Genomic DNA, 22,975 nt, shown 5'->3' with positions numbered 1-22,975 from the left:
TCAAGGCCGGTCGGCTGTAGCCGAATCGAGCGCGCCATCGAGCATGCGGGCCAGCGTCTCGGTGAGAAGATCCACGCCGGTGCACAGATCCTCGTCCGCGGTGTATTCGGCCTCGGCGTGCGAGATCCCGTCCACGCTAGGGACGAACAACATCACCGATGGGACGATTTCCTTCATGTTCGTCGAGTCGTGGCCAGCTCGGGTCTGCACGAGCATGCTCGACACGCCGAGGTCATCGGCAACAGTGCGCGCCAACTCCACCCCCTGCGGCTGATAGTGGTGGCCGGGCCAGACGTGGGCCTTTCGGTGCTCGACCTTGACTTTGGCGCGGATCTCGGCCTCGGCGATACGCTTTCGCAGCGCTGCGTCGGCGGCTGCAAGCAGTTCATCGTTATCGGAACGCAGGTCCAGGTGCATGTGGACCTCGCGCGGTACCACCACTGGCGAGTTGGGCAACACGGTCATCTGCCCACAGCTGGTGTGCAGTTCATCTCCGAACTGGTCGGCGATGTCGCGCAGCGCCACCACGATCAGCGACGCGCCCAGCAGTGCATCCTGACGGTCGTCGATCGCTGTCGCCCCGGTATGTCCCTGGGCTCCAATGACATTCAATTCGTACTTGTTGGCGGCCCACGTGCGGTCCACCAACCCGATGGCGACGTTGTCCTTCTCCAGCTCGCGACCCTGTTCGATATGGATCTCGGCATAGGCCGCCAGCCGCCGCGCGTCCTCGCCGGCTCCGAACACGTCTCGTTCACCGATGCTGTCGATGGCGGTCAAAGCCTCACGGACGGTGACACCATCGTGATCGGTGATGTTGAGCGTCTCCTCGAGATCTGCTGCGCCGGTGAACACAGCGCTGCCCATCAGGGACGGCTTGAACCGTGAGCCCTCCTCGTTGAACCAGTCCACGACGGCGATGTTGTAGCGCGGTGTCACACCGGATTCGGCGACTTGACGGCGAATCCGGTCAGCCGCGGCGGCGCCGGCCAGCACGCCGTAGGCGCCGTCGAACCGGCCGCCGCGGGGTTGACTGTCGAGGTGTGAGCCGACCAGAACGTACGCTGCACCAGCCTGAAATTCCAATAGTCCAAACAGGTTTCCCACCCTGTCGACTTCGACGGTGAATCCCCGTTCGCGCAGCCACTGTGAGAACCACTCACGCATCTGGCCGTCTTCGGCGGTGGCGGCTTGTCGCTCCACGCCGCCGGCCGGGGTTGCCCCGATTACCTCCAGTTCGGCCCACGAGTCCAGGAACTCGCGGTCGCGAGTCGAGTCGAGGGTGATGCGCAAATTGGCCTTGTTGGCTCGCGCGGTCATGACTTGCCTCCAGACATGATGGATTGCATGATCCCGCTCGGGATCAGGTTGTGCAGATGTGGTCGATCGGGGCTCAGATCAGATATTGCGAGAGTCCGCGTTTGAGGTAGGCGCCGTGGCCTTTTCGGCCGAGGTATTGACCACGATCGACTATGACGTTGCCGCGCGACAGCACGGTTTGCACGCCGCCGTCGATCTCGAAGCCCTCCCAGGTGGAGTGATCGACATTCGAGTGGTGGGTCTTCTCGAAGCCAATCGAGGTGTGCGCGTTGGGGTCATAGATCACGACGTCGGCATCGGCCCCCGGGGAGATGATGCCCTTGCGGGGATAGAGCCCGAACATGCGCGCAGGGGTGGTTGCGCAGACGTCGACCCACCGCTGCAGGCTGATGTTGCCGTTGACAACGCCCTGGTACATCAGGTCGATGCGGTGTTCGACGCCGGCCATCCCGTTGGGGATCTTGGAGAAGTCGTCAAGCCCCATGTCCTTTTGCCCCTTGAAACAGAACGGGCAGTGATCGGTGGACACCGTCGCCACGTCCCCGGTGCGGATGTAGCGCCACAGTTCGTCCTGATGGTGCTCCTCGCGGGAGCGCAACGGTGTGGAACACACCCACTTGGCGCCTTCGAACCCAGCGGCTCCCAGCTGCTCCTCCAGCGACAGGTACAGATACTGCGGACAGGTCTCGGCGAAGACGTTGGCCCCGGTGCCGCGGGCCGTGGCGATCTGTTCCATCGCTTGCTTGGCCGAAACGTGCACCACGTACAGCGGGGCACCGGTGACCCGCGCCAGCATGATGGCGCGGTGGGTGGCCTCCTCTTCCAGCTCCCACGGCCGTGATACGCCGTGGTAGTACGGCGAGGTCTCACCACGGTCGATGTGCTGAGCCACCAGCTGATCGATGGCGATGCCGTTCTCGGCATGCATCATCGTCAAAGCGCCGTTGCTGGCGCACTGCTGCATGGCCCGCAGGATCTGTCCGTCGTCGGAGTAGTACACCCCCGGATAAGCCATGAAGAGCTTGAAGCTCGTCACGCCCTCATCGACCAGCTCATCCATCGCCTTGAGAGCGTCGGCGTCCACGCCGCCCAAGATCTGATGAAAGCCGTAGTCGATGGCACAGTTGCCTGCGGCCTTCGAATGCCAGGCAGCCAAGGTGTCCTGAACCCGCTCGCCTTGCCGCTGGATCGCGAAGTCGATGATCGTGGTGGTGCCGCCGTGTGCGGCCGCGCGGGTGCCGGTCTCGAAGGTGTCGGAGGCGACGGTGCCGCCGAACGGCATCTCCATGTGGGTATGGGCGTCGACGCCGCCGGGGATGACGTACTTGCCGGAGGCGTCCAGAACGCGATCGAATGTCTGCTGGGGATCGCCGAAGGGAGCCAGCTCCGGAGCGACCAGAGCGGCGATGCGCTCACCGTCGATGAGTACGTCGAGCGCCTGGCAACCTGTGGGTGAGACGACAGTGCCGCCGCGGATGTACGTCGTGGTCATGGCAACTGATCGTATGGGCGGCAAGGTGATCGAACCCATAGCCACGGTGCAACCGGTTGACCCGTGCAAATTGTGCATGAGCACACCGGGGGGCGGTATGCGCCCGGGTTTCGTGGGCCGAATTGGGCATCGGTGACCAGACGTCGCCCAGGTCTGGTCCCGGTCGCACGCCCTACACACCGTTCAGGAGTGCAGTAGCCTGCCGGGTGATGCGCAATCTGTCCGGTCGCCGCGACGACACCCGGCTTCGCTGGCGGTGGCTGCTGGAGAAGCTCGACGACACCGACGACGACCTCGCCGCTGAATACCTCGTGCAGATCGACCGGGGTGCCCGGTTCTATGACAGCGTGCCCGCGGAAGAGGATTTGCTCGAGGCCGCGCGACTGGCGTTCCGCTATCTTCTGGCGACCCTCCTGGACCGGCCGATGACCCCCGAACTGGCGGACTTTCCCGCCGCGGTCGGGGCCTTGCGCGCCACCCAGGGCATCGCGTTGGAGAACCTCACCGCGGCGGTGCGCACGGACTTCCTCGTCGCGTGGTCGGCCCTGCTGAGGCTGGCCGGTGACGATGACATGACGGTGCTGACGCTGCATGTCGACGTGCTCTGGAAGGCCGTCGACGACTTCGCGATCAGAGTGCAGCGAGGCTATGTGGACCAGCGGCTGGCGATGGCACGGACGAGCACGCTGGAACAACAGCAAAGCCTGTCCGACGTGTTCTCCGGAGAGCCGACACCGACCAGCGTTCGTCGTGCCACCCAGATCCTGGGCCTCGATGAGGCGGCCACGTACTGGGTGATCGGAGTTGCCGGTGAGGAGGCTGGACGCAGTGTCACACGACGTCTGCTCAGCCGACACCACGCGGCGCTGGACTACGTCAACCGCGGTGTGACTCTCATCCTGGTGGCCGCGGACGGCCGCTGGACCGACGATGAGTCAGTGGTGGCGGATCTGCTACCCGGCCTCGAAGGAGCCGTCGCACCACGATCGGTCCCGCTGTCAGAGGTGCATCGTGCTGCGACGACGGTCCGAATGCTTGTCGATCTGGACACCAAGGCGACCACACTGCGTCGCTCCTGGGCCCAGCTGTCGATAACTCAGCTCTCGGAAGTGATCGAGGACCTGCGCGGGTACGTTCTCGGTCCACTCCACGACCTGCACGACTACGAGTTGATTGTCGAGACGATCCAGGTGTTCGCCGACACTGGTTCAGTCGCCGACACAGCGTCCGCGCTCTACTGCCACCGCAACACGGTCATGAACCGGATCCGCAGGTTCGAGGAGGCCACCGGCATCACCTTGCGCAGCCCGCGCTCGTTGGCGATGGTTCAGTTGTGCCTGCTGCCGGCCTAGCCGAAAACCCTTAGTGCGCGGCCTTCTTGCCGAACGGCAGCACGCTCACGATGGCCACGACGATCGCACCGACCACCAATCCGATCACCGCGGACGCGCCGGTGTTGACCAGCCAGGCCAGCACGCCGCCGACACCGTATTGGTCGGTGGCGTGGTGGACGTACTCCTCGCCGTGGTGGACCAGGGCGTACGGCCCGCGCCAGCCGAGAGTGTTCGTTCCGGTCAACAGGATGTGGCCACCGACCCACAGCATCGCGACGGTGCCGATGGTCGACAGTGCAGCCAGCACCTTGGGCATTCCGGAGACCAGGCCCCGGCCTGTCTTCTGCGCGAACGTCGACGAGCGTTGCGCCAGGCTCAGGCCGACGTCGTCCATCTTCACGATCACGGCGACCACACCGTAAACGGCGATCGTGATGACCAGGGCGACGACGATCAGGATGATGAGACGCGGCCAGAAGGACTGGTCGGCCACCTCGTTGAGTGCAATCACCATGATCTCGGCGGACAGGATGAAGTCGGTGCGGATGGCGCCGGCCGTCATCTGCTTCTCGGCGTCCTCGCCGACGGCGGCGGTGGGCGCGGCGTGGCTGTCATGCCCACGGATACGGCCCCACACCTTCTCGGCGCCCTCGTAGCACAGGTAGGTCGCGCCGAGCATGAGGATCGGTGTCAGCAGCCACGGCACGAACTGGCTGAGCAGCAACGCCGCGGGCAGGATGAACAGCAGCTTGTTGCGCAGCGATCCGATCGCGATCCGCTTGATCATCGGAAGCTCGCGGTCAGCGGTGATGCCGTGCACGTACTGCGGCGTGACGGCGGTGTCGTCGATCACGACGCCCGCGGCCTTGGCCGTCGCCCGTCCCGCGGCCGCACCGATATCGTCGACCGAGGCCGCCGCGAGACGCGCGAGCGCCGCGACATCGTCGAGAAGTCCGAACAGTCCAGCACTCATCGGGTCGCCACCATGACTCCGAAGGCTACCTGCAGCCCTGGCGTCACACGCTGAGCCGCCGGTGTCGCTGAAGGCGTCGGATACCGGCCGTCGGCGCGGAACCGTCGTGCGGACGTATTGCGGCGTCTACCAGGGGTCGAACTGCGTCGACGTCGAAATCCGTGCCGATCGCGACGAGGCTGTTGGCGCGCGCCGCGGGTGGCGCGGCCGCGATGTGCACCGACGTGCCGACCACGTTGACCACGTAGGTGCGCGCCCGGGCGCGGTAGTGGACGGCGACGGTGCCCTTGAGCCGGTACACCCCGGCGGGCGGCGCCTCGAGCAGGTCGAGCAGCGCGCCGGGGTCCACGCAGCCGTCGCTGGTGGCGGTGACGGCTGCGGCATGAACGTGCTCGTTGTGGTGGTGGTCGCCGTGGTCGGGGTGTGGGGCGTCGATCAGCAGTTCCCGGAATGACAGCTGGCCGGAGCCCTCCGCTGCGTCGGCCACGTCATAGAGCAGGGTGGGGTCGATCTTCGCCCCGATCGCCCCGACCACGTGGACGTCCGGATTGCGTTCCCGCACGCGGAGTTCGATGCGCTCGAGTGACGCGGCGCGATCGGCCTCGGGAATCTGGTCGAGTTTGTTGACCACGACCAGTGACGCCGCGCCGTATCGGGCGGGTGGATTGGTCCCGCGGTCGACGGTGTCGAAATGTGTGGCGGCATCGATCACCTCGACGACGCCCCCGTGCCGGATGCCTTCGACACCGCTGAAGCGGATGATCCGGGAGATGGCGATGGGATCGGCCAACCCGCTGGCCTCGACGATGATGGCGTCGAGGTCCAGCTTGGGGTCGGCGAGCTTGGCGAGTGCCTCGTCCAGTCCGCCGTCGTCGGGTAGGCAACAGATGCACCCGCCCGTGATCGACGCGGCCTCATCGACCTGCCCGGTCACCAGCGCGGCGTCCACGTTGAGTTCGCCGAAGTCGTTGATGACGACCCCGATCCGTGCGCCCGGTGCCCGCAGGACGTGGTTGAGCAGGCTCGTCTTGCCCGCACCGAGGTACCCGGTCAACGCGATGACCGGTATCGCTCTCATGAGCGATGAGTCTAGGAGCGCCGCCCGACACCTGAAAATCGCCCGAAATGGGTATGGGGGTTCGGTGAAGCTGCTGCGATTGGGAAGTGAGTGGGTACCAGGGAATGAGTAGGACAGTGTTGGGTCTACCCGAGGACATCCGGGCCTGCCTCTTCGACCTGGATGGTGTGCTCACTGACACCGCGAGCGTGCACCGCAAGGCGTGGAAGGCCATGTTCGACGACTACCTGACCGCACGTGCGAAGAGCCGAGGCGAGCCCGTGCGCCCGTTCGACGCTGACCGCGACTACCGCGACTACGTCGATGGCAAGAAGCGTGAGGACGGGGTGCGGGCGTTCCTCGCGAGCCGCGACATCACCCTGCCCGACGGTGCGCCAGCCGACGACCCCGGTGCCGACACGGTGTACGGCCTGGGCAATCGCAAGAACGCGCTGTTTCAAGAGGTGCTGCACGGTGAGGGCGTCGAGGTGTTCGAGGGGTCCAGGAAGTATCTCGAGGCGGTGCACGACGCCGGGCTGTCGGTGGCGGTGGTCTCCTCGAGCGCCAACACCCGCGAGGTGCTGCGGATCACCGGACTGGACAGCCTCGTCGCGCACCGCGTCGATGCGCTGACGATGCGCGACGAAAACATTGCAGGCAAGCCCGCACCCGACTCGTTCCTGCGGGCCGCTCAGCTGCTCGACGTGCCGCCGAAACAGGCGGCGGTCTTCGAGGACGCGATCGCCGGTGTGCAGGCCGGGCGGGCGGGCCACTTCGGTGTGGTCGTCGGCGTGGACCGGGTCGGTCACGCAGAGGCGCTGCGGCGCAACGGCGCCGACGTCGTGGTGTCCGATCTCGCCGAGCTGATCGGGACGACGTGAACGGCCACGACGCATATCCCGTCGAGCCCTGGCACATCCGCGAGACGACCCTGAATCTCGACCTGCTCGCACAATCCGAATCGGTTTTCGCACTGTCGAACGGCCACATCGGGCTGCGGGGCAACCTCGATGAGGGGGAGCCGCACGGTCTGCCCGGCACCTATCTCAACTCGTTCTACGAGACCCGCCCACTGCCATACGCCGAGGCGGGTTTCGGCTACCCCGAGGACGGTCAATCGCTGATCGACGTCACCAACGGGAAGCTGGTGCGGTTGCTGGTCGACGACGAACCGTTCGACGTGCGGTACGGCGAGTTGATCGAACACGAGCGGGTGCTCGACATGCGTGCCGGCACGCTGGGCAGACGCACCCGATGGCGGTCACCGGCGGGCAAGGAGGTGCTGGTGACCTCTACTCGGCTGGTGTCGCTCACCCAGCGCAGCGTCGCCGCCATCGAGTACGTGGTCGAGGCCATCGACCAGTTCACCCGGGTGACGGTGCAGTCCGAACTCGTCGCCAACGAGGACCAGCCAGACGCGTCCGGTGATCCCCGTGTCGCGGCGGTGCTCAGCGCACCCCTGGAGGCGGTGGCGCACGAGATGGCGGACCGCGGTGCGATGTTGATACATCGGACGCGGGCCAGCGGGCTCACGATGGCAGCTGCCGCGGACCACCTGGTGGAGGTGCCCGGGCGCGTGGAGGTCGACACCGACGTCGGCGAGGACTGGGCGCGCACGACCGTCATCTGCGGGCTGCGGCCGGGTCAGAAGCTGCGGATCGTGAAGTACCTCGCGTACGGGTGGTCGAGCCTGCGCTCGCGACCCGCGCTGCGCGATCAGGTCGCGGGTGCCATCGCGGGGGCGCGCTACACGGGGTGGCAGGGGCTTCTGGATGCGCAGCGTGCCTATCTTGACGACTTCTGGGACAGTGCTGACGTCGAGGTGGAGGGGGACCCCGATTGTCAGCAGGCGGTGCGGTTCGGGCTCTTCCACGTGCTCCAGGCCAGCGCGCGGGCTGAGCGTCGCGCGATCCCGGGCAAGGGGCTGACCGGCACCGGCTATGACGGCCACGCCTTCTGGGACACTGAGGGATTCGTGCTGCCGCTGCTGACCTACACGGCCCCGGACGCCGCCGCCGACGCGCTGCGGTGGCGGGCGTCCACCCTCGATCTCGCCCGCGCGCGTGCCGCAGAACTCGACCTGGCCGGTGCCGCGTTCCCGTGGCGGACCATTGCGGGGGAGGAGTGTTCGGCCTACTGGCCCGCGGGGACCGCGGCGTGGCACGTCAACGCCGATATCGCGATGGCCTTCGAGCGCTACCGCGTGGTGACGGGCGATGAGACTCTCGAGAGGGAATGCGGCCTCTCCGTCCTGATCGAGACCGCCCGGCTGTGGATATCGCTGGGGCACCACGACCGCCACGGAGTGTGGCATCTGGACGGGGTGACCGGCCCTGACGAGTACACCGCGGTGGTGCGTGACAACGTATTCACCAACCTGATGGCCGCGCACAACCTGCACATCGCGGCAGAGGCCTGCGAGCGCCATCCGAACGAGGCGAGTGAACTCGGTGTCACGACCGAGGAGATGGCGACGTGGTGGGATGCTGCTGCGGCAGTGCACATCCCGTACGACGTGGAACTGGGCGTACACGAACAGTGCAAGGGGTTCACCACGCGGCGGGAATGGAACTTCAAGGACAACACCGTGTATCCGCTGCTGCTCCACGAGGCGTACGTGCGGCTGTACCCGGCTCAGGTGATCAAGCAGGCGGACCTGGTGCTCGCGATGCACTGGCAGGGCCACGCGTTCTCGCAGGAACAGAAGGCGCGCAACGTCGACTACTACGAGCGACGCACCACCCGCGATTCGTCGCTGTCGGCGTGCACGCAGGCAGTGCTGTGCGCAGAGGTGGGACACCTGGAGCTGGCGCACGACTACGCCTACGAGGCCGCGTTGATCGATCTGCGGGACCTGCACCACAACACCCGCGACGGACTGCACATGGCCTCACTCGCCGGAGCGTGGACCGCACTGGTGGCGGGTTTCGGTGGGATGCGCGACGACGAGGGCGAGCTGATGCTGAATCCGGCGTTGCCGGAGGGTATCTCGCGGTTGCGGTTCAGGCTCCGCTGGCGGAACTTTCGGCTGCTCATCGATGTCGACCACAATGAGGTGACCTACACCCTGCGGGATGGCCCCGAAGGCGCGATGACCATCAGGCACGGAAACCGTCACGTGGACTTGACTACCCACACTCCGACGACACTGCCGCTCATACCTCGTGTCGCGCTGCTGCCGCCACCGCCGCAACCACCGGGACGGGAACCGTGGCATGGACGCTGAGGCCAGTTCGCCGGTGCGGCGGCCTCACATCCCGATCAGTGACTCGATGCCGCCGCGCGCGAAGTACACGACGAAACCCACCGCGACGATCCACAGCAGCGGACTGATCTCGCGTACCTTGCCTGCCGCGGAACGCATTACGACCCACGCGATGAAGCCGACGCCGATACCGTTGGCGATCGAGTAGCTGAACGGCATCACCGCGACGGTCAGCACCACAGGCAGCGCCACGGAGAACTCGGAGATGTCGATGTGGCGCAACTGCGACACCATCAACGCTCCGACGATGACCAATGCCGCGGCGGCCACCTCGGTCGGCACGATCGACGCGAGGGGTGAGATGAACATGGCGGCGAGGAATAGGGCTCCCGTCACCAGGTTGGCGAGGCCCGTGCGGGCACCCTCCTCGATGCCCGCGCCCGATTCGACGAACACGGTGTTCGACGAGGACGATGTCGCGCCGCCTACCACCGCGCCCGCACCCTCCACGATCAATGACGCGCGCAGCCGCGGGAAGTTTCCGTGTTCGTCGGACAGCCCGGCCTCGCGGGACGCGCCGGTGAATACGCCCATCGCGTCGAAGAAGTTCGCGAACACCAGCGTGAACACCAGCATGACCGCGGCGAGGATGCCGATCCGGCCGAAGCTGGCGAAGCTGAACTCGCCGACCAGGGACAGGTCGGGCACCGCGAAGGGCGACCCGGACAGCGTGGGCACCGACAGGCTCCAGCCGCCGGGACGCTCGGCCGCGGGCCCGAGGTGCCAGATCGCCTCGATCACGACCGCGATGACGGTGCCCGAGATCAGTCCGATGAGAATGCCGCCGCGCACCTTGCGCACGACGAGGATGCCGGTCGCCAGCAGCGTGAACACGAAGACCAGGGTCGGCACGGTGGTGATCGAGCCGACACCGCCGGCGCCCAGCCCGACCGGTGGTGACGGAAGGCCGGTGGAGCTGATGAAGCCCGCGTCGACGAGCCCGATGAACAGGATGAACAGCCCGATTCCCGCGCTGATCGCGAGCTTGAGTTGCATTGGCACTGCGTCGAATACGAGTCTGCGTAGCCCAGTGGCAGCGAGGATCACGATAATGAGGCCGTTGATGACGACGAGGCCCATCGCCTCGGGCCAGGTGAGTGAGCCGACCACCGTCGTCGCGAGGAACGAGTTGATGCCGAGCCCGGCGGCGAACGCGAACGGCAGCCGCGCGATCACACCGAACACGATCGTCATCACGCCTGCCGCCAGCGACGTGACCGCCGAGACCTGTTCGAACTCCAGGCTGTTCCCGGCGACATCTGGGGCGCTGGACAGGATGATCGGGTTCAGCACGATGATGTAGGCCATCGCGATGAACGTGACCACACCACCGCGGAGTTCTGCGGCGACCGTCGACTGGCGCGCGGAGATCTCGAAGAAGCGATCCAGCCGGTTCATGCCTCGACCCTAAGTTCGGCGAACGATTCTTTCCTGTCTTTGCGTTCGGAGCCCAGTTCGTCCGCAGTGGCATGCTTGTGTGGTGGGGTTGTTGTTCCGACTGGCCGAGCTGTTGCTCATCCTCGTGCCCTTGGCCGGGGTGCTGTACGCCGGGTGGCGGACGTTTCGCCGCGTCGGAGGTGCCGGCGAGCCCGGCGGCCAGGCGGAGGAGGGTGTCCCCGCTGCCCGGCGCTCCGCCGATCAGGCCACCCAGTGGCGCACCATCACCCGCACGGTCGAGCAGCATGACCGCACGGAGGCGCGCTGGCTGGACTATGAACTGGACGCGGCGAAGCTTCTCGACTTCCCTCTGATGACCGATCTGAGCGCGCCCCAGGTGATGGCCTTCCACAAGGCCAAGCTGCGGGCCGACCTGCTGCGCCCGGTCCGAGCGGAGGATCTGCTCGACGACCGGGAGTCGGCCGGTGATTACCTGGCGGCGGTGCAGGACTACGTGACGACCTTCAACGCGGCCGAGGTCGAGGCCATCCGGCTTCGACGCAGCGACTTCACCCGGGAGGCCCAGCAGCGCATCGCCCGCGCGCAGAGCCTGCTTCGGGTGGCGGCGGACCCGTCGGCGACAGTGCAGGAACGCGCGCAGTCGCTGACCCTCGCCGACGTCGAACTCGACGGTCTCGTCGTGCTGCCGGAGACCACACGTGCCAGCCTCGAGCGCGGTATCGCGGGCGAACTCGGCGGGTAGGACGCTACCTCGGCCAGGCGCCGAAGAGTTCCTCAGTGGGTGCGACGTCACCGGTCGGAATCGACGCCGCAGCCAGCGCGTGCGCCTTGAATGCCCGGGCCGCGCCGCTGAGTCGATACGGCTGTCGCTCGACGCGACTGTGGAGTTCGCTGGGTATGGTCGGTCCCCAGACGATGACCTCAGCGCAACCGTGATTCAGCGCGTTGAGCACCGCGCTGCGAATCGTCTGGTTGGTCTCAAAGATGGCCGGTGCGAAGGCGACTGCCGCCGTCCCTCGTCCGTTCCCCATTGCCTCGAGTCCGTCGTCGGTGACCAGCGCGGTGACCCCGAGGATCTGCAGCGCACGCATATCGCGAGGTTCGGTGATTGTCACGCTGACGTCCCAACCGGCCTGGATCCGATCACACATCCAGCCACCCGCGGACAGGATCAGGTCACCGACATCGACGGCTGCGACGAGGAGCTGGTAGTTGGCGTGCCTGGTTGGCGCTCGATTAATCATAGAGACCTCCTCGACTCAGGGCTGTTCCCGTCCTGTTCGATGTGGCAGTGCTTCGGTTGATGTGCAGACGTTCTCACTGCTGTCCCAGCTAGCGCGCTAGAAGTATAATAAAGACATTAATGAAAACCGCAAGAGAAAACTTGCGGGATACGATGAGCCGGTGACCGCACCGCAAGGCAAGCTCAGGGATGGCCGGCGCCCCAACCGGCGCGGGGAGTCGTCGCGCAAGCATGTCCTTGATGTCGCGCTGCGAATGCTGGCCGACGGCGGGCCCGACGCGGTGAGCGTCAAATTGATCGCCAAGGAGGCTGAGGTCACGTGGGGGACCGTTCAGTATCAGTTCGGAGATGCCGACGGATTCTGGGCTGCAACCATTTTGCACATCTTTGACACCGCCGGTCCGCGGGTGTGGGCTCGCCCCTCGGCTGATTCGGTGGAGGAGCGCGTCGCCGAAGTCGTCGATCTTCTCTGGAGGGCTTTCGACTCGCCGTACAACGCCGTCGTGTCGACCCTTCGCGGCGCTCTGGCCCGGGATCACACCGAACTCGAACGGAACTTTCCGCAGACCGCGAAGGCACTTGATGTGCTGGATGACGCCCTGCTCAAGGAGTTTCGCAGGATCTTCGATGGAGTCATCGTCGATCCCGGTCGCGCCCGTCGGGTCAGTGCGTTGCTGCCGGCTGCGCTGCGCGGTCTCCATGCCGAGCGCACATACGGTTCCCGCGTCGATGTCGACGACGCCCTGGCCGGGCTTCGCGAGGCGATCATCCTCTATGTGAAGCCCGAAACGAGATAGGCGTTACTTGTCAGCGGGATTGGTGTTCGCCATGCACACGTCACCCGCGGTGTCTGCTTTCTTCACGGTGTCGTTCGACAGGCCTCGCAGAGGCCCTGTGGCCCGCGCGATAAGTGGGCTGACTGCGGCGAAGACCGCGAGTACGACAGCGACGGCGACCGCCCCATCTGGGCCGTAGACGTCTGTCGCCACCCCCGCGATGGCCGTGCCGATGGCGCCACCGGCGAGGGCCGCACTGGTGAGCCATCCGAAAGCCTCCGACGCCGCGTGTTCGGCAATCTCGTGCGACACCATGATGTACAGGACCGACATCGCCGGGGCGAAACCCAATCCGGAGACGAACAGTGCGCCGAATTGGAGCGCAAGATGTTCGACGACTCCGAACAACGCCACGCCGACACCAACCAGTGCGAGAGCCACCACCACGCCGACCACGCCGATCCGCCGATGACCGAAAGTGAGCCCACCGATCAGAGATCCGACGCTCGCCACGGCGATCGCGGCACCTGCCATGACACCGCTGTCGCCAAACGTAGCGACGATGCCAACCTCGAGGGCCATGAACGATGCGACTAGCGCCAAGCTGGCGACCATGGCGAGTAGAACTGCCCGGCTAGCCAGGACCTTGCCGAAGGCCGATGTACTTTGTCCGACTCGCGGTTTGAAACTCCTTGCGCTCCATAGGAACCAGCCCGTTCCGACTATCGTGACACCGGCGGACAGGACCAACGGGGCGGCAGTGGACACCGCGGAGGCGAGAATCGTCGCCGCAACGGGGCCGACGACCCAGATTAGTTCCTGCGCTGTGGTGTCGAGTGCGAATAGCACCCGCACGCCCTCGCGAGGCACCATCAGCGGATAGAGCGCGCGGCACACCGGTATCAGCGGTGGCACCGAGGCTCCGATGAGGACGCCCATTCCCATGAGGACTATCGACGTTGGATGGGCGAATGCAAGCGCCAACATGCTGACCCCATTGGCCACGGCTGCCACCAGCAGAATCGGAGTCATGCCGAACCGCCCGGCCAGGCGGGCGGTGATCGGCATGGCGACCGCTTCCCCCACGCTGACGCAGGCCACCACCGCGCCAGCGACAGCGTAGGAGCCGGAACTGGACTGCACGTGCAGCAATATCGCGAGGTTGAGCATGCCCAAGGGCAGGCGGGCGAACAGTTGTGAGGCGGTCACATTCAACACGCCCGGTACTCGGACCAGGTCGCGATAGCCCGCCATTGAGGAAGTCCTTCCGGTACGGCTGGACTGTACCGTCCAGACGGTACAGTATTGCTCTCCTGTCGTAGGCTGGGCAAATGACTTCTTCGCGGCAGCGAATTCTCGACGCGTACGAGGATGTGCTGGCCGCCGACGGCGAGCGGCACGCCACGGTGGAAGCTGTCGCAGCCAAGGCGGGTGTGTCGAAAGGGGGGGTGCTGTATCACTTCCCGTCGAAAGACCGGCTGGCCGAGGCGCTGTACGACCGGGTGCTGGCCTTGGCAGTCGAAGACGTCGACCAAATGCGCACCGCACCCGACGGGCCCGCGCGCTACTACATCAGAACGTCGCGTTATGCGGGCACACCACTGGATCGCGCGCTGGTGGCGGTCGCCAGATTGCGGCAGGGTGGCGATACCCGAGCACGGGAAGTTCTCGAAGACATATCGGGCACGTGGTTGCGGATCCTCCACGAGGCGCTCGGTGACCTTGACGTCGCTCGCGCGGTAAAGCTGATCGGTGACGGCTTGTACTACACCGCCCTCCACAGCGCGCTCGACGATCGCACCGACAGTGATGACGACGAGGCCGGGTTGCTCGCGGTGATCGATCGGATAGTCAGTGTCGATTCGCACTGACTGGGCGTAGCCCCGCTAATGCGTTGGGTGCAGCATTAGGCTTCCTAATGTGGCGCTGGACAGTCAGCAGTTGGCGGCCCTGGCGGCCGTCGTCGAGACGGGATCGTTCGACGCGGCGGCGGCGACGCTGCACGTCACACCGTCTGCGGTGAGTCAGCGGGTCAAGGCGCTCGAGCAACGCGTGGGTCAGGTGCTGGTGCGACGCGAGCGGCCCTGCACCGTGACGGCCGCGGGTGTGCCCCTGTTGCGGCTCGCGGCGCAATCGGCCCTGTTGGAGGCCGAGGCGCTGGCCGAACTCGGGGGCGGCGACACCACCTCGGCCCGAATCGCGTTGGCTGTCAACGCCGATTCGATGGCGACATGGTTCTCATCGGTGTTCGAGCGGCTGGACTCCGTGCTGTTCGACGTCCGGATCGAGGATCAGGATCACTCTGCGCGTCTGCTGCGTGAGGGCACCGTGATGGGTGCGGTGACCACGGAGCGCGCCGCCGTGCCGGGATGCCGGGTCCAGTCATTGGGTGTCATGCGCTATATCCCGGCGGCGGCCACGGCCTTCGTGCAGCGGTACCTGCCGGACGGATTCACTGCCCGGGCAGCCGCGCAGGCGCCGTCCATCGCCTGGAACCGAGACGACGCTCTGCAGGATATGTTTCTCCGCAAGCTGTTTCGTCGTCAGCTGACCCCGCCGACCCACTTCGTGCCGACCGCGGAGGGGTTCGGTGCGGCGGTTCGCTGCGGTCTCGGGTGGGGGATGTTTCCCGAACAGTTGGCGGATTCGACCAAGGATCTGGCCAGGATCTCCGAGCTGCACCTCGACGTGCCGCTGTACTGGCAGTGCTGGAAGCTCGACAGTCCGTTGGTCTCGACGATCACCGAGGCGGTGCGCGACGCCGCTCGGGGCCGGCTCAGGAGCTGAGCCTCACTGCCCCCGCGCCAGCTGCTCCAGCAATGGTCGGGTGCGGTACGCAACGACCTCGTGCATCGCCACCGACATCGTCGTGCGCTGAACCCCGGGGACCGCGAGGACCAGACCGGCCAGGCGATACAGGTCGTCGGCGTCGGTGGCGGCCACCGCGATCAACAGGTCGGCCGCCCCGGAGAGCCCGGTGACCTGGGTGACCTGCGCGATGGTCTGCAGCGCGGCGAGGACGTCCTCGAGCTGGTGCTGGTCGACCACTGCGGTGATGAATGCCTTGAGTGGATACCCCAGATCGCGCGGTGACACGCAGCGGTCGATGGGCGCCAGGACCTTGTCCTGATCCCACCGCGCCAGCCGCGACTGCACGGTGTTGCGCGCGAGATTCAGCATCGAGGCCAGCTGCACCCCGGTTGCGCGGGGCGCGTCACACAGCGCCAGGAGGATTCGGGCATCGGTGCGGTCAAGCCTCGTCATGTCGCACAGTATCGCACGTCACACTTGGCTAAATATGGGCAACATGCTCAAGAGCATCGGGGTCGGTGGCGCACTCTGTATATCGATGCCACCATTGAAGTAGCAATACGCCCAGTACGCGCAGAGATGGTGAGTCCGAGGTATGACCGATCTCGACATCCGCCGGCCCGATCGGCAGCCCTACGAGCTGGGCGATCGCTACCGTCCCGGATCCGGCCCGGTGGTGCTCACCGGTGTGCAGGCGATCGCGCGTGCGCTGATCGAACAGCACGTCCGTGACGAGCGTGCGGGCCTTCGCGTGGCGACGTTCGTGTCGGGATACCAGGGCAGTCCGCTCGGTGGGGTGGACCGGATGCTGGCCGGTATGCCCGAGGTTCTGCAGGCACACGACATTACCTTCATCCCCGGACTCAACGAGGAGTTGGCGGCCACCTCGGTATGGGGCAGTCAGGCCGACCTCCCCATGGGATCGCCGACTCACGATGGGGTCGTGGGTGTCTGGTACGGCAAGGGGCCGGGGCTCGATCGGGCGACGGACGCGCTCCGGCACGCCAACATGTTCGGCGCCAATCCGCGCGGCGGCATGCTGTTGCTCGTCGGTGATGACCCGGCGTCCAAGTCCTCCACGGTGCCCGCGGTCAGCGAGCGGTCGTTGGCCGCGCTCGGGATTCCCGTGCTGTTCCCGCGCAACGCGCGTGAGGTCGTCACGATGGCCATGCACGGTGTGGCGCTCTCACGTGCATCGGGATGCGTTGTGGCGCTGAAGATCGTCGCCGACGTCGCCGACGGTGCCTGGTCTATGGACTCCTCCGACGTGGCCGTCGACATCGTCGTCCCGCAGGTGCAGTTCGACGGCCGGCCGTTCGTCTACCGTCAGCGGCCGATGGCTGCCCCCGCCGACAGTCTGCTCGCCGAGGCCGATCTCTACGGCCCCCGCGCGGACGTCGTGCGCGCGTATGGCGCCGTCAACGGCCTCGACGTGCTCGAGGTCGACCCGCCGAACGCAACCATCGGCATCGCGGCCACGGGAACGACATTCGACTCGGTGCGCCAGGCGCTGCACGATCTCGGGGTCGACGACGCCGCGCTGCATTGTGCCGGCGTCAGGCTGCTGCGGATCGGGATGCCCACCCCACTCGGACCCGACATCGTGAACACCTTCGCCGATGGTCTCGAGGAGATCCTCGTCGTCGAGGACAAGACCGCCTTCGTCGAGACCCAGGTGCGCGAGATCCTCTACGGTGCAACTGGAGCACCGCGAATCATTGGAAAGAAGGACTCGACGGGGCGGCCGCTGATCCCCAACGGTGGCGAACTCACCGCCGGGCGCCTGCTGGCACCACTGCGACGCGTCCTGAGCCATCGACTCGACCTCAGGAAGGCGCCGCCACCGGCACTGTCGCTCGAGGTGCTGCCCGCCAAGCGCGCCGCCTACTTCTGCAGCGGGTGCCCGCACAATCGCTCGACCGCGGTTCCTGAGGGATCCTTGGCAGGCGGCGGCATCGGCTGCCACATCATGGTGACGATGTCGGGCCGTGAGGACAGCGCCGTCGCCGGAATCACCCAAATGGGCGGCGAGGGCACCCAGTGGATCGGCCAGGCACCCTTCACCGACGTCGGGCACCTGTTCCAGAACATCGGCGACGGAACGTTCTTCCACTCCGGTCAACTCGCGGTGCAGGCCTGCGTCGCGGCGGGGGTGAACATCACCTACAAGCTGCTCTACAACGAGGTAGTGGCCATGACCGGCGCGCAGGACGCCGAGGGCGCGCTCACCGTCGACAAACTCACACACAAGCTGATGGCCGAGGGTGTCAAGCAGATCATCGTCTGTGCCGACGAGCCGCACCGGCACAACAAGCGAGCGATGGCCAAGGGCACCATTCTCTGGCACCGTGACCGCCTCGACGAGGCACAGAAACGGCTGCGCGACGTCAAGGGTGTCACGGTCTTGATCTATGACCAGCACTGTGCCGCCGACGCGCGCCGGCAACGCAAGCGCGGCACCCTGCCCACCCGCACCACCCGAGTGCTGATCAACGAGGCGGTCTGTGAGGGCTGCGGCGACTGCGGTGTGAAGTCCAACTGTCTGTCGGTGCAACCGGTGGACACCGAGTTCGGCCGTAAGACGCGGATCGACCAGACGTCGTGCAACACCGACTACAGCTGTCTCGACGGCGACTGCCCGTCGTTCGTCACCGTCGAGGTCAACCCCTCCAAGAAGTCGCGCACCCGGAAGGCCCCGAAACCGCCGCGTCTGCCCGACGTCGCGGCAGAGTCGATCACGAACACCCACAACGTCTTCCTCGCGGGCATCGGCGGCACCGGCATCGTCACGGTCAACCAGGTCCTGGCCACCGCGGCGCTGCGCGCCGGCTACGACGTCGAGAGCCTCGACCAAACGGGCCTCAGTCAGAAGGCCGGCCCCGTCGTATCGCACCTGCGGTTCGCCGCGGGCACGCTCGATCCCGCCAACCGGCTCACCCCGGGCAGCGCGGACTGCATCGTGGCCTTCGACCTGTTGGCCGCCACCGACACCAAGAACCTGGAGTACGGCGACGCCGGCAGGACGGTCTCCGTCGCATCGACCAGCAAGACGCCGACCGGCGACATGGTCTACGACAAGTCGGTCGCCTACCCGGAGACGTCGTACCTGCTGCATCGGCTGGGCCACGTGTCGCACCAGGTGCACTCGTTCGACGCGCTGGCCGCCGCGCAGAGCTTGTTCGGCAACACCGCCGCGGCCAACTTCCTGCTCATCGGTGCCGCCTATCAGGCCGGTGCACTGCGACTTCCGGCCGGATCAATCGAGGAGGCCATCGAGATCAACGGGGTGGCGGTGCAGGCCAACATCGCCGCGTTCCGATGGGGACGCCTCGCGGTCGCCGACCCGGCCCGCTTCGACGACGTGGTCTCACCCGCGAGCGTCGGGCAGCCGTCCCCGCCGGCGCACCTGCTGGATGACACCACGTTCACCGGGCCGGTCGGTGATCTCATCGCGGGCCGCGCGGCCCACCTCGTCGGCTTCCAGAACGAGAAGATCGCGCGTCGATACGTGACTACGCTGCAGTCGATTTGGACCGCCGAGCGCGCGGTTTCCGATCGCACCGACTTCACCGAGGCGGTTGCTCGGAACCTCTACAAGCTCACCGCATACAAGGACGAGTACGAGGTGGCGCGGTTCCTGACCGATCCGCAGTTCGTCGCCCACGTGCAGGCCGAACTTCCCGGTGGCGAGAACCTCACCTACAAGCTCCACCCGCCCACGCTGCGCTCCATGGGGCGCAAGAAGAAGATCGGGCTGGGCCCGCGCAGCCACGGTGCGCTGCGCCTGCTCGCGAAGGGGAAACGGCTGCGCGGCACCAAGTTCGACCCGTTCGGCTACGCGCACGTCCGCAGGGTCGAACGTGCACTGCTCGCCGAGTACACCGATATCGTCACCCGGCTGGCCGCCGGCCTCAACGAGACCAACTTCGACCACGCGGTGGAGGTGGCGGGATTGCCTGACATGGTGCGCGGCTACGAGGGCATCAAACTCGGCAACGTCGCGGCCTACCACGACCGGTTGCGCGAACTGGGGATCACGCCCTAGCCGCCGTTGCCCCCGGTTGTGAATCTGGCGACGCCGCACCCGCATTTTGCGTCGCCATTTTCACATTCGGCGCCGAACAGGTCTTGCCTCGGCTTAACGTCTTGCCCATATGAACCAGAGCCCGACGACCGAAGCGCTGGCGCCACCGCAGGTCGACGACCAGGAGAAGCCGGGCCGCGAACTGGGCGGCTGGACTGGCCACCTGGTTGCCATCGCCGCGTTCGCCGTTGCGGTCCTGACCATCTGGCAGGTGTTCCGGCCGCTGTCCCAGGGCAGCCAGTACTACCTGATCGTGTTCCTCGCCGGGTCGCTGCCACTGGTCTACCTGGTCTACCGATCCGGGTTGGGGCGGCTCGACCCCGACGAGCGGCTTGGCGTTCTCGACTGGACGCTGGCCGTGCTCACCCTCGTCGTCTGCCTCTATCCGATCCTGCCGTGGCACATCGGATCGGGGGGCGGCGGTTACAACGCGTTCCTGGATCGGCAGGGTCTGCTCGAACCGATCGACGTCGTCATGGGTGCGCTGCTGCTCGTCCTCATCCTCGAGGCGTGCCGGCGGACCACGGGGTGGGCGCTGCCCATCGTGTGCGGGGCGTTCCTCGCCTACGGCTACTACGGCGGTCTGCTTCCGCAGGGCTGGGCAGTCGCGCACGCCGGGCTGGACTTCGATCAGATCGTGGATGCCCTGTACAACTCGGGCAGTGGCTTCTTCGGCACGCCCCTGGACGTCGCGGCCACCTATATCGTGCTGTTCACCATCTACGGTGCCGTGCTCGAACTCTCCGGCGGTGCCAAGTTCTTCGTTGACCTCTCGGTCGCCACGTTCCGGCGCTCGCGTAGCGCGGCGGGCCGCACGGCGGTGGCGTCGGGCTTCCTGCTCGGCACCGTCTCGGGGTCCGGTACGGCGACGGCGGTCAGCGTCGGCGCGGTCACCTGGCCGATCATGCGCCAGGGCGGCTACACCCCCGAACGGGCCGGCGGCGTGCTGGCCGCGGCCGGAGTCGGCGCCCTGCTGTCCCCGCCGACGCTCGGAGCCGCGGCGTTCATCGTCGCCGAGTACCTCGAGGTCTCCTACCTGACGGTGCTCGGCTGGGCGATGATCCCGACGGTCCTCTACTACCTGGGCATCCTGCTGGCCGTGGAGATCGACGCCCGGCGCTTCGGCATGCGCGCCGCGCATCTCGACACGGAGTCGCCGTGGAAACTGCTGGGCCGCTTCGGGTATCACTTCTCATCGTTGATCGCGATCGTCGTTCTGCTCGCGCTGGGGATGTCGGCCACCCGGGCCGTGGTCTATGCCACGGCGCTGGCCTTCCTGCTGTCCTTCCTGGATCGCCGCTTCCGGCTCACCCCGCGGCGACTGTTCGACGCGCTGAGCGCCGGTGTCCGCGGGGTCCTGCCCGTTGTCGCCGTCTGTGCCGCCGCCGGGGTGATCACGGCGATGACCACCAAGACCGGGCTCGGCGCCCAGTTCTCGTCGGTGCTGGTCGGCGGTGTCGACGCCATCACCGATAACCGCACGGCCATGCTGGCCCTGACGGCGGTCTTCGCCGCGGTCGCGCTGGCACTTCTCGGTCTGGCGATACCCGTGACGGCATCGTTCGTCATCGGCTGGGTGATCATCGGTCCGGCACTGCTGGCGCTCGACGTCCCCGCCCCGGCCGCCGCGATGTTCGTCTTCTACTACTCGGTGCTCTCGGAGGTCACCCCGCCCACCGCGCTGGCCGCCGTCGGCGCGTCAGCGGTCACCGGCGGCCGCGCGATCCCGACGATGTGGCAGGCGCTGCGCTACGCCGCGCCGGCCTTCCTGGTCCCGATCGCCTTCGTCCTGACCGAACCCGGTGAGTACCTGCTGGCGCGGGGGCCGGTGCTCGGGGTGCTGTGGGCCGCCGCCGCCGCGTGCGCCGGCATCGTCGCGCTGTCGTTCGCCATCGGCGGGTGGGTGCTCGGTGTCGGGGCCGCGAGTCTGGTTCCGCGGCTGCTCGCCGGGGCTGCCGCCCTGCTGTTGCTGTTCCTTGACCCCGCCACCATCGTGGCGGGATCGGCGTGTCTGCTCATCGCGGTCGCGTACACCATCATCGAGAAGAGGAGACGGACATGACCAGAGGACGGAGCGCGGTCAGCGTTCTTGCGGCGCTTGCTCTTACGGGAGCGGCGGTCACGGGCTGCGGTGGCAGGCAGGATGCCCCCAACGCCGACTCGGGTGGCGAGGTGACGTGCGAGGTCGGCGCCGACACCCGGGTGAGCATTGCGACGGGGAACTCGACGGGGGTGTACTTCTCGCTGGGAAACGCCTACGCCGAACAGATCTCGTCCGCCACCGAGGGCAAGGTGAAGGCGACCGCCGCCGAGACGGGTGCCTCGGTGCAGAACGTCCAGCAGCTCGTCGGCGGCACCTACCAGGTGGCGTTCTCGCTCGCCGACACCGCTGCCGACGCGGTGGAGGGCAAGGGCAGCTTCGACGGGAAGAAGCAACCCGTACAAGCCCTTTCACGCATCTACCCCAACTACACCCAGGTGATCGCCCGCAAGGGCAGCGGCATCGCCACGATCGCCGACATGCGTGGCAAGCGGGTGTCGACCGGTTCGCCGGGATCGGGTACCGAGGTCATCGCCCACCGGCTGCTGGAGTCGGCGGGGCTGAACCCGGCAACCGATGTCTCCGCGCAGCGGTTGGACCTCACCAAGACCGTCGACGGGATGAAGGACGGGTCGATCGACGCGCTGTTCTGGTCGGGCGGGCTGCCGACACCGGGTATCACCGACTTGATGACCACGGCGCGCAATGACGTTGCGTTCGTGGACATCATGCCGCAGCTGGACAAGATGGCCGAGCTGAGTCCGGTCTATGAGGAGGGCGTGATCCCTGCGGCCACCTATGGGCTGCCCGCCGACACCAAGACCATCGTGGTGCCGAACCTGCTGCTGGTCCGCGACGATCTGGACGCGAACCTGGCCTGCGTTCTGACCAAGACCCTGTTCGACCGTCAGCCAGAGCTTGCGCAGGTGGTCGGGGCTGCCAAGGGCATCAAGCTCGAGGACGCGCGCGACACCGACCCGGTGCCACTCAACCGTGGTGCCGACTACGCACTCAAGACGCTGACGCCGTCGCAGTAGCGTTGTGTCGCTCCTGACGGCGCGACGTGTTATGCAGATCGGTTGTAGGCCACAAAGTTCCCGCTCAGGCTGGAGTTCTGACAACATCACCTCAGGAAGCTTTCAGTTCCTCCTATTGCACCGAATTGACTCGCAAATCAGAAT

Annotated in this window: 18 protein-coding genes; 10 read left to right on the top strand and 8 right to left on the bottom strand. The window is 66.6% G+C overall.

All coding sequences use genetic code 11. The annotated features are described in order from the left end of the window. Entirely contained in the window at positions 1-1,320 is a 1,320-nt protein-coding gene (locus ACZY0X_RS04790) for a M20 family metallo-hydrolase (protein ID WP_463768445.1), read from the bottom strand. Between the two features lie 73 nt (positions 1,321-1,393). Then, positions 1,394-2,812, bottom strand: a complete 1,419-nt coding sequence (gene hydA / locus ACZY0X_RS04785) for a dihydropyrimidinase (protein WP_463768444.1) — start codon at positions 2,810-2,812, stop codon at positions 1,394-1,396. A gap of 209 nt (positions 2,813-3,021) precedes the next feature. Between hydA and ACZY0X_RS04780 the strand changes: the two genes are divergently transcribed. Then, positions 3,022-4,164, top strand: a complete 1,143-nt coding sequence (locus tag ACZY0X_RS04780; protein WP_463768443.1) for a helix-turn-helix domain-containing protein — start codon at positions 3,022-3,024, stop codon at positions 4,162-4,164. Positions 4,165-4,174: 10 nt separating this feature from the next. Here the strand turns inward: ACZY0X_RS04780 and ACZY0X_RS04775 are convergent, their stop codons facing one another. Both ACZY0X_RS04775 and ACZY0X_RS04770 read right to left on the bottom strand, forming a co-directional pair. Continuing rightward, positions 4,175-5,119, bottom strand: a complete 945-nt coding sequence (locus ACZY0X_RS04775) for a DUF808 domain-containing protein (RefSeq protein ID WP_463768442.1) — start codon at positions 5,117-5,119, stop codon at positions 4,175-4,177. Between the two features lie 43 nt (positions 5,120-5,162). Then, positions 5,163-6,197 (bottom strand): CobW family GTP-binding protein, encoded by a 1,035-nt coding sequence (locus ACZY0X_RS04770; protein ID WP_463768441.1) that lies wholly within the window; start codon positions 6,195-6,197, stop codon positions 5,163-5,165. 104 nt (positions 6,198-6,301) lie between these two features. Here ACZY0X_RS04770 and ACZY0X_RS04765 point away from each other — a divergent pair, with 104 nt between their 5' ends. After that, complete coding sequence (locus tag ACZY0X_RS04765) at positions 6,302-7,057, top strand: beta-phosphoglucomutase family hydrolase (protein WP_463768440.1); 756 nt, start codon at positions 6,302-6,304, stop codon at positions 7,055-7,057. Continuing rightward, a complete protein-coding gene (locus ACZY0X_RS04760; RefSeq protein WP_463768439.1) occupies positions 7,054-9,402 on the top strand; it encodes a glycoside hydrolase family 65 protein in 2,349 nt (782 codons plus the stop codon). The genes ACZY0X_RS04765 and ACZY0X_RS04760 overlap by 4 nt, the downstream gene beginning before the upstream one ends. Before the next feature lie 24 nt (positions 9,403-9,426). Here the strand turns inward: ACZY0X_RS04760 and ACZY0X_RS04755 are convergent, their stop codons facing one another. After that, positions 9,427-10,839, bottom strand: coding sequence for an NCS2 family permease (locus ACZY0X_RS04755; protein WP_463768438.1), 1,413 nt, complete (start codon positions 10,837-10,839; stop codon positions 9,427-9,429). Between the two features lie 82 nt (positions 10,840-10,921). On the opposite strand from ACZY0X_RS04755, the gene ACZY0X_RS04750 reads away from it, so the two are divergent. Next, positions 10,922-11,581, top strand: a complete 660-nt coding sequence (locus tag ACZY0X_RS04750; RefSeq protein WP_463768436.1) for a hypothetical protein — start codon at positions 10,922-10,924, stop codon at positions 11,579-11,581. A 4-nt stretch (positions 11,582-11,585) separates the two neighbouring features. Here the strand turns inward: ACZY0X_RS04750 and ACZY0X_RS04745 are convergent, their stop codons facing one another. Beyond that, on the bottom strand, positions 11,586-12,083 hold the full coding sequence (locus ACZY0X_RS04745) for a hypothetical protein (protein ID WP_463768435.1): 498 nt from the start codon (positions 12,081-12,083) through the stop codon (positions 11,586-11,588). Positions 12,084-12,243: 160 nt separating this feature from the next. On the opposite strand from ACZY0X_RS04745, the gene ACZY0X_RS04740 reads away from it, so the two are divergent. Then, a complete protein-coding gene (locus ACZY0X_RS04740; protein ID WP_463768434.1) occupies positions 12,244-12,879 on the top strand; it encodes a TetR/AcrR family transcriptional regulator in 636 nt (211 codons plus the stop codon). 3 nt (positions 12,880-12,882) lie between these two features. Here the strand turns inward: ACZY0X_RS04740 and ACZY0X_RS04735 are convergent, their stop codons facing one another. Next, positions 12,883-14,112, bottom strand: coding sequence for an MFS transporter (locus tag ACZY0X_RS04735; RefSeq protein ID WP_463768432.1), 1,230 nt, complete (start codon positions 14,110-14,112; stop codon positions 12,883-12,885). Between the two features lie 77 nt (positions 14,113-14,189). On the opposite strand from ACZY0X_RS04735, the gene ACZY0X_RS04730 reads away from it, so the two are divergent. After that, positions 14,190-14,729, top strand: coding sequence for a TetR/AcrR family transcriptional regulator (locus ACZY0X_RS04730; RefSeq protein WP_463768431.1), 540 nt, complete (start codon positions 14,190-14,192; stop codon positions 14,727-14,729). A 49-nt stretch (positions 14,730-14,778) separates the two neighbouring features. Beyond that, the gene (locus ACZY0X_RS04725) at positions 14,779-15,645 is read left to right on the top strand and encodes a LysR family transcriptional regulator ArgP (protein WP_463768430.1); all 867 of its coding nucleotides are present in this window, start codon (positions 14,779-14,781) and stop codon (positions 15,643-15,645) included. 3 nt (positions 15,646-15,648) lie between these two features. Here the strand turns inward: ACZY0X_RS04725 and ACZY0X_RS04720 are convergent, their stop codons facing one another. Further along, positions 15,649-16,122, bottom strand: coding sequence for an Lrp/AsnC family transcriptional regulator (locus tag ACZY0X_RS04720; protein ID WP_241401482.1), 474 nt, complete (start codon positions 16,120-16,122; stop codon positions 15,649-15,651). A 142-nt stretch (positions 16,123-16,264) separates the two neighbouring features. On the opposite strand from ACZY0X_RS04720, the gene ACZY0X_RS04715 reads away from it, so the two are divergent. The 3 genes from ACZY0X_RS04715 to ACZY0X_RS04705 all read left to right on the top strand — a co-directional run bounded on the left by ACZY0X_RS04715 (position 16,265) and on the right by ACZY0X_RS04705 (position 22,831). Further along, positions 16,265-19,714 (top strand): indolepyruvate ferredoxin oxidoreductase family protein, encoded by a 3,450-nt coding sequence (locus tag ACZY0X_RS04715; RefSeq protein WP_463768428.1) that lies wholly within the window; start codon positions 16,265-16,267, stop codon positions 19,712-19,714. A gap of 109 nt (positions 19,715-19,823) precedes the next feature. Continuing rightward, entirely contained in the window at positions 19,824-21,815 is a 1,992-nt protein-coding gene (locus tag ACZY0X_RS04710) for a TRAP transporter permease (RefSeq protein ID WP_463768426.1), read from the top strand. Next, on the top strand, positions 21,812-22,831 hold the full coding sequence (locus ACZY0X_RS04705) for a TAXI family TRAP transporter solute-binding subunit (RefSeq protein WP_463768425.1): 1,020 nt from the start codon (positions 21,812-21,814) through the stop codon (positions 22,829-22,831). Before ACZY0X_RS04710 ends, ACZY0X_RS04705 begins: the two co-directional genes overlap by 4 nt. Positions 22,832-22,975: the final 144 nt, after the last annotated feature.

This window comes from Mycobacterium sp. IDUB_39, from assembly GCF_055419205.1.
The sequence above is the reverse complement of the archived record's forward strand: the minus strand, read 5'-3'. Positions and strand labels throughout refer to the sequence as shown.

Coding starts and splice junctions, on each gene's coding strand:
- ACZY0X_RS04720 (WP_241401482.1), bottom strand. CDS start 16,122: ATGACGAGGCTTGACCGCACCGATGCCCGAATCCTCCTGGCGCTGTGT.
- ACZY0X_RS04755 (WP_463768438.1), bottom strand. CDS start 10,839: ATGAACCGGCTGGATCGCTTCTTCGAGATCTCCGCGCGCCAGTCGACG.
- ACZY0X_RS04715 (WP_463768428.1), top strand. CDS start 16,265: ATGACCGATCTCGACATCCGCCGGCCCGATCGGCAGCCCTACGAGCTG.
- ACZY0X_RS04790 (WP_463768445.1), bottom strand. CDS start 1,320: ATGACCGCGCGAGCCAACAAGGCCAATTTGCGCATCACCCTCGACTCG.
- ACZY0X_RS04730 (WP_463768431.1), top strand. CDS start 14,190: ATGACTTCTTCGCGGCAGCGAATTCTCGACGCGTACGAGGATGTGCTG.
- ACZY0X_RS04770 (WP_463768441.1), bottom strand. CDS start 6,197: ATGAGAGCGATACCGGTCATCGCGTTGACCGGGTACCTCGGTGCGGGC.
- ACZY0X_RS04705 (WP_463768425.1), top strand. CDS start 21,812: ATGACCAGAGGACGGAGCGCGGTCAGCGTTCTTGCGGCGCTTGCTCTT.
- hydA (WP_463768444.1), bottom strand. CDS start 2,812: ATGACCACGACGTACATCCGCGGCGGCACTGTCGTCTCACCCACAGGT.
- ACZY0X_RS04735 (WP_463768432.1), bottom strand. CDS start 14,112: ATGGCGGGCTATCGCGACCTGGTCCGAGTACCGGGCGTGTTGAATGTG.
- ACZY0X_RS04775 (WP_463768442.1), bottom strand. CDS start 5,119: ATGAGTGCTGGACTGTTCGGACTTCTCGACGATGTCGCGGCGCTCGCG.
- ACZY0X_RS04710 (WP_463768426.1), top strand. CDS start 19,824: ATGAACCAGAGCCCGACGACCGAAGCGCTGGCGCCACCGCAGGTCGAC.
- ACZY0X_RS04765 (WP_463768440.1), top strand. CDS start 6,302: ATGAGTAGGACAGTGTTGGGTCTACCCGAGGACATCCGGGCCTGCCTC.
- ACZY0X_RS04780 (WP_463768443.1), top strand. CDS start 3,022: ATGCGCAATCTGTCCGGTCGCCGCGACGACACCCGGCTTCGCTGGCGG.
- ACZY0X_RS04745 (WP_463768435.1), bottom strand. CDS start 12,083: ATGATTAATCGAGCGCCAACCAGGCACGCCAACTACCAGCTCCTCGTC.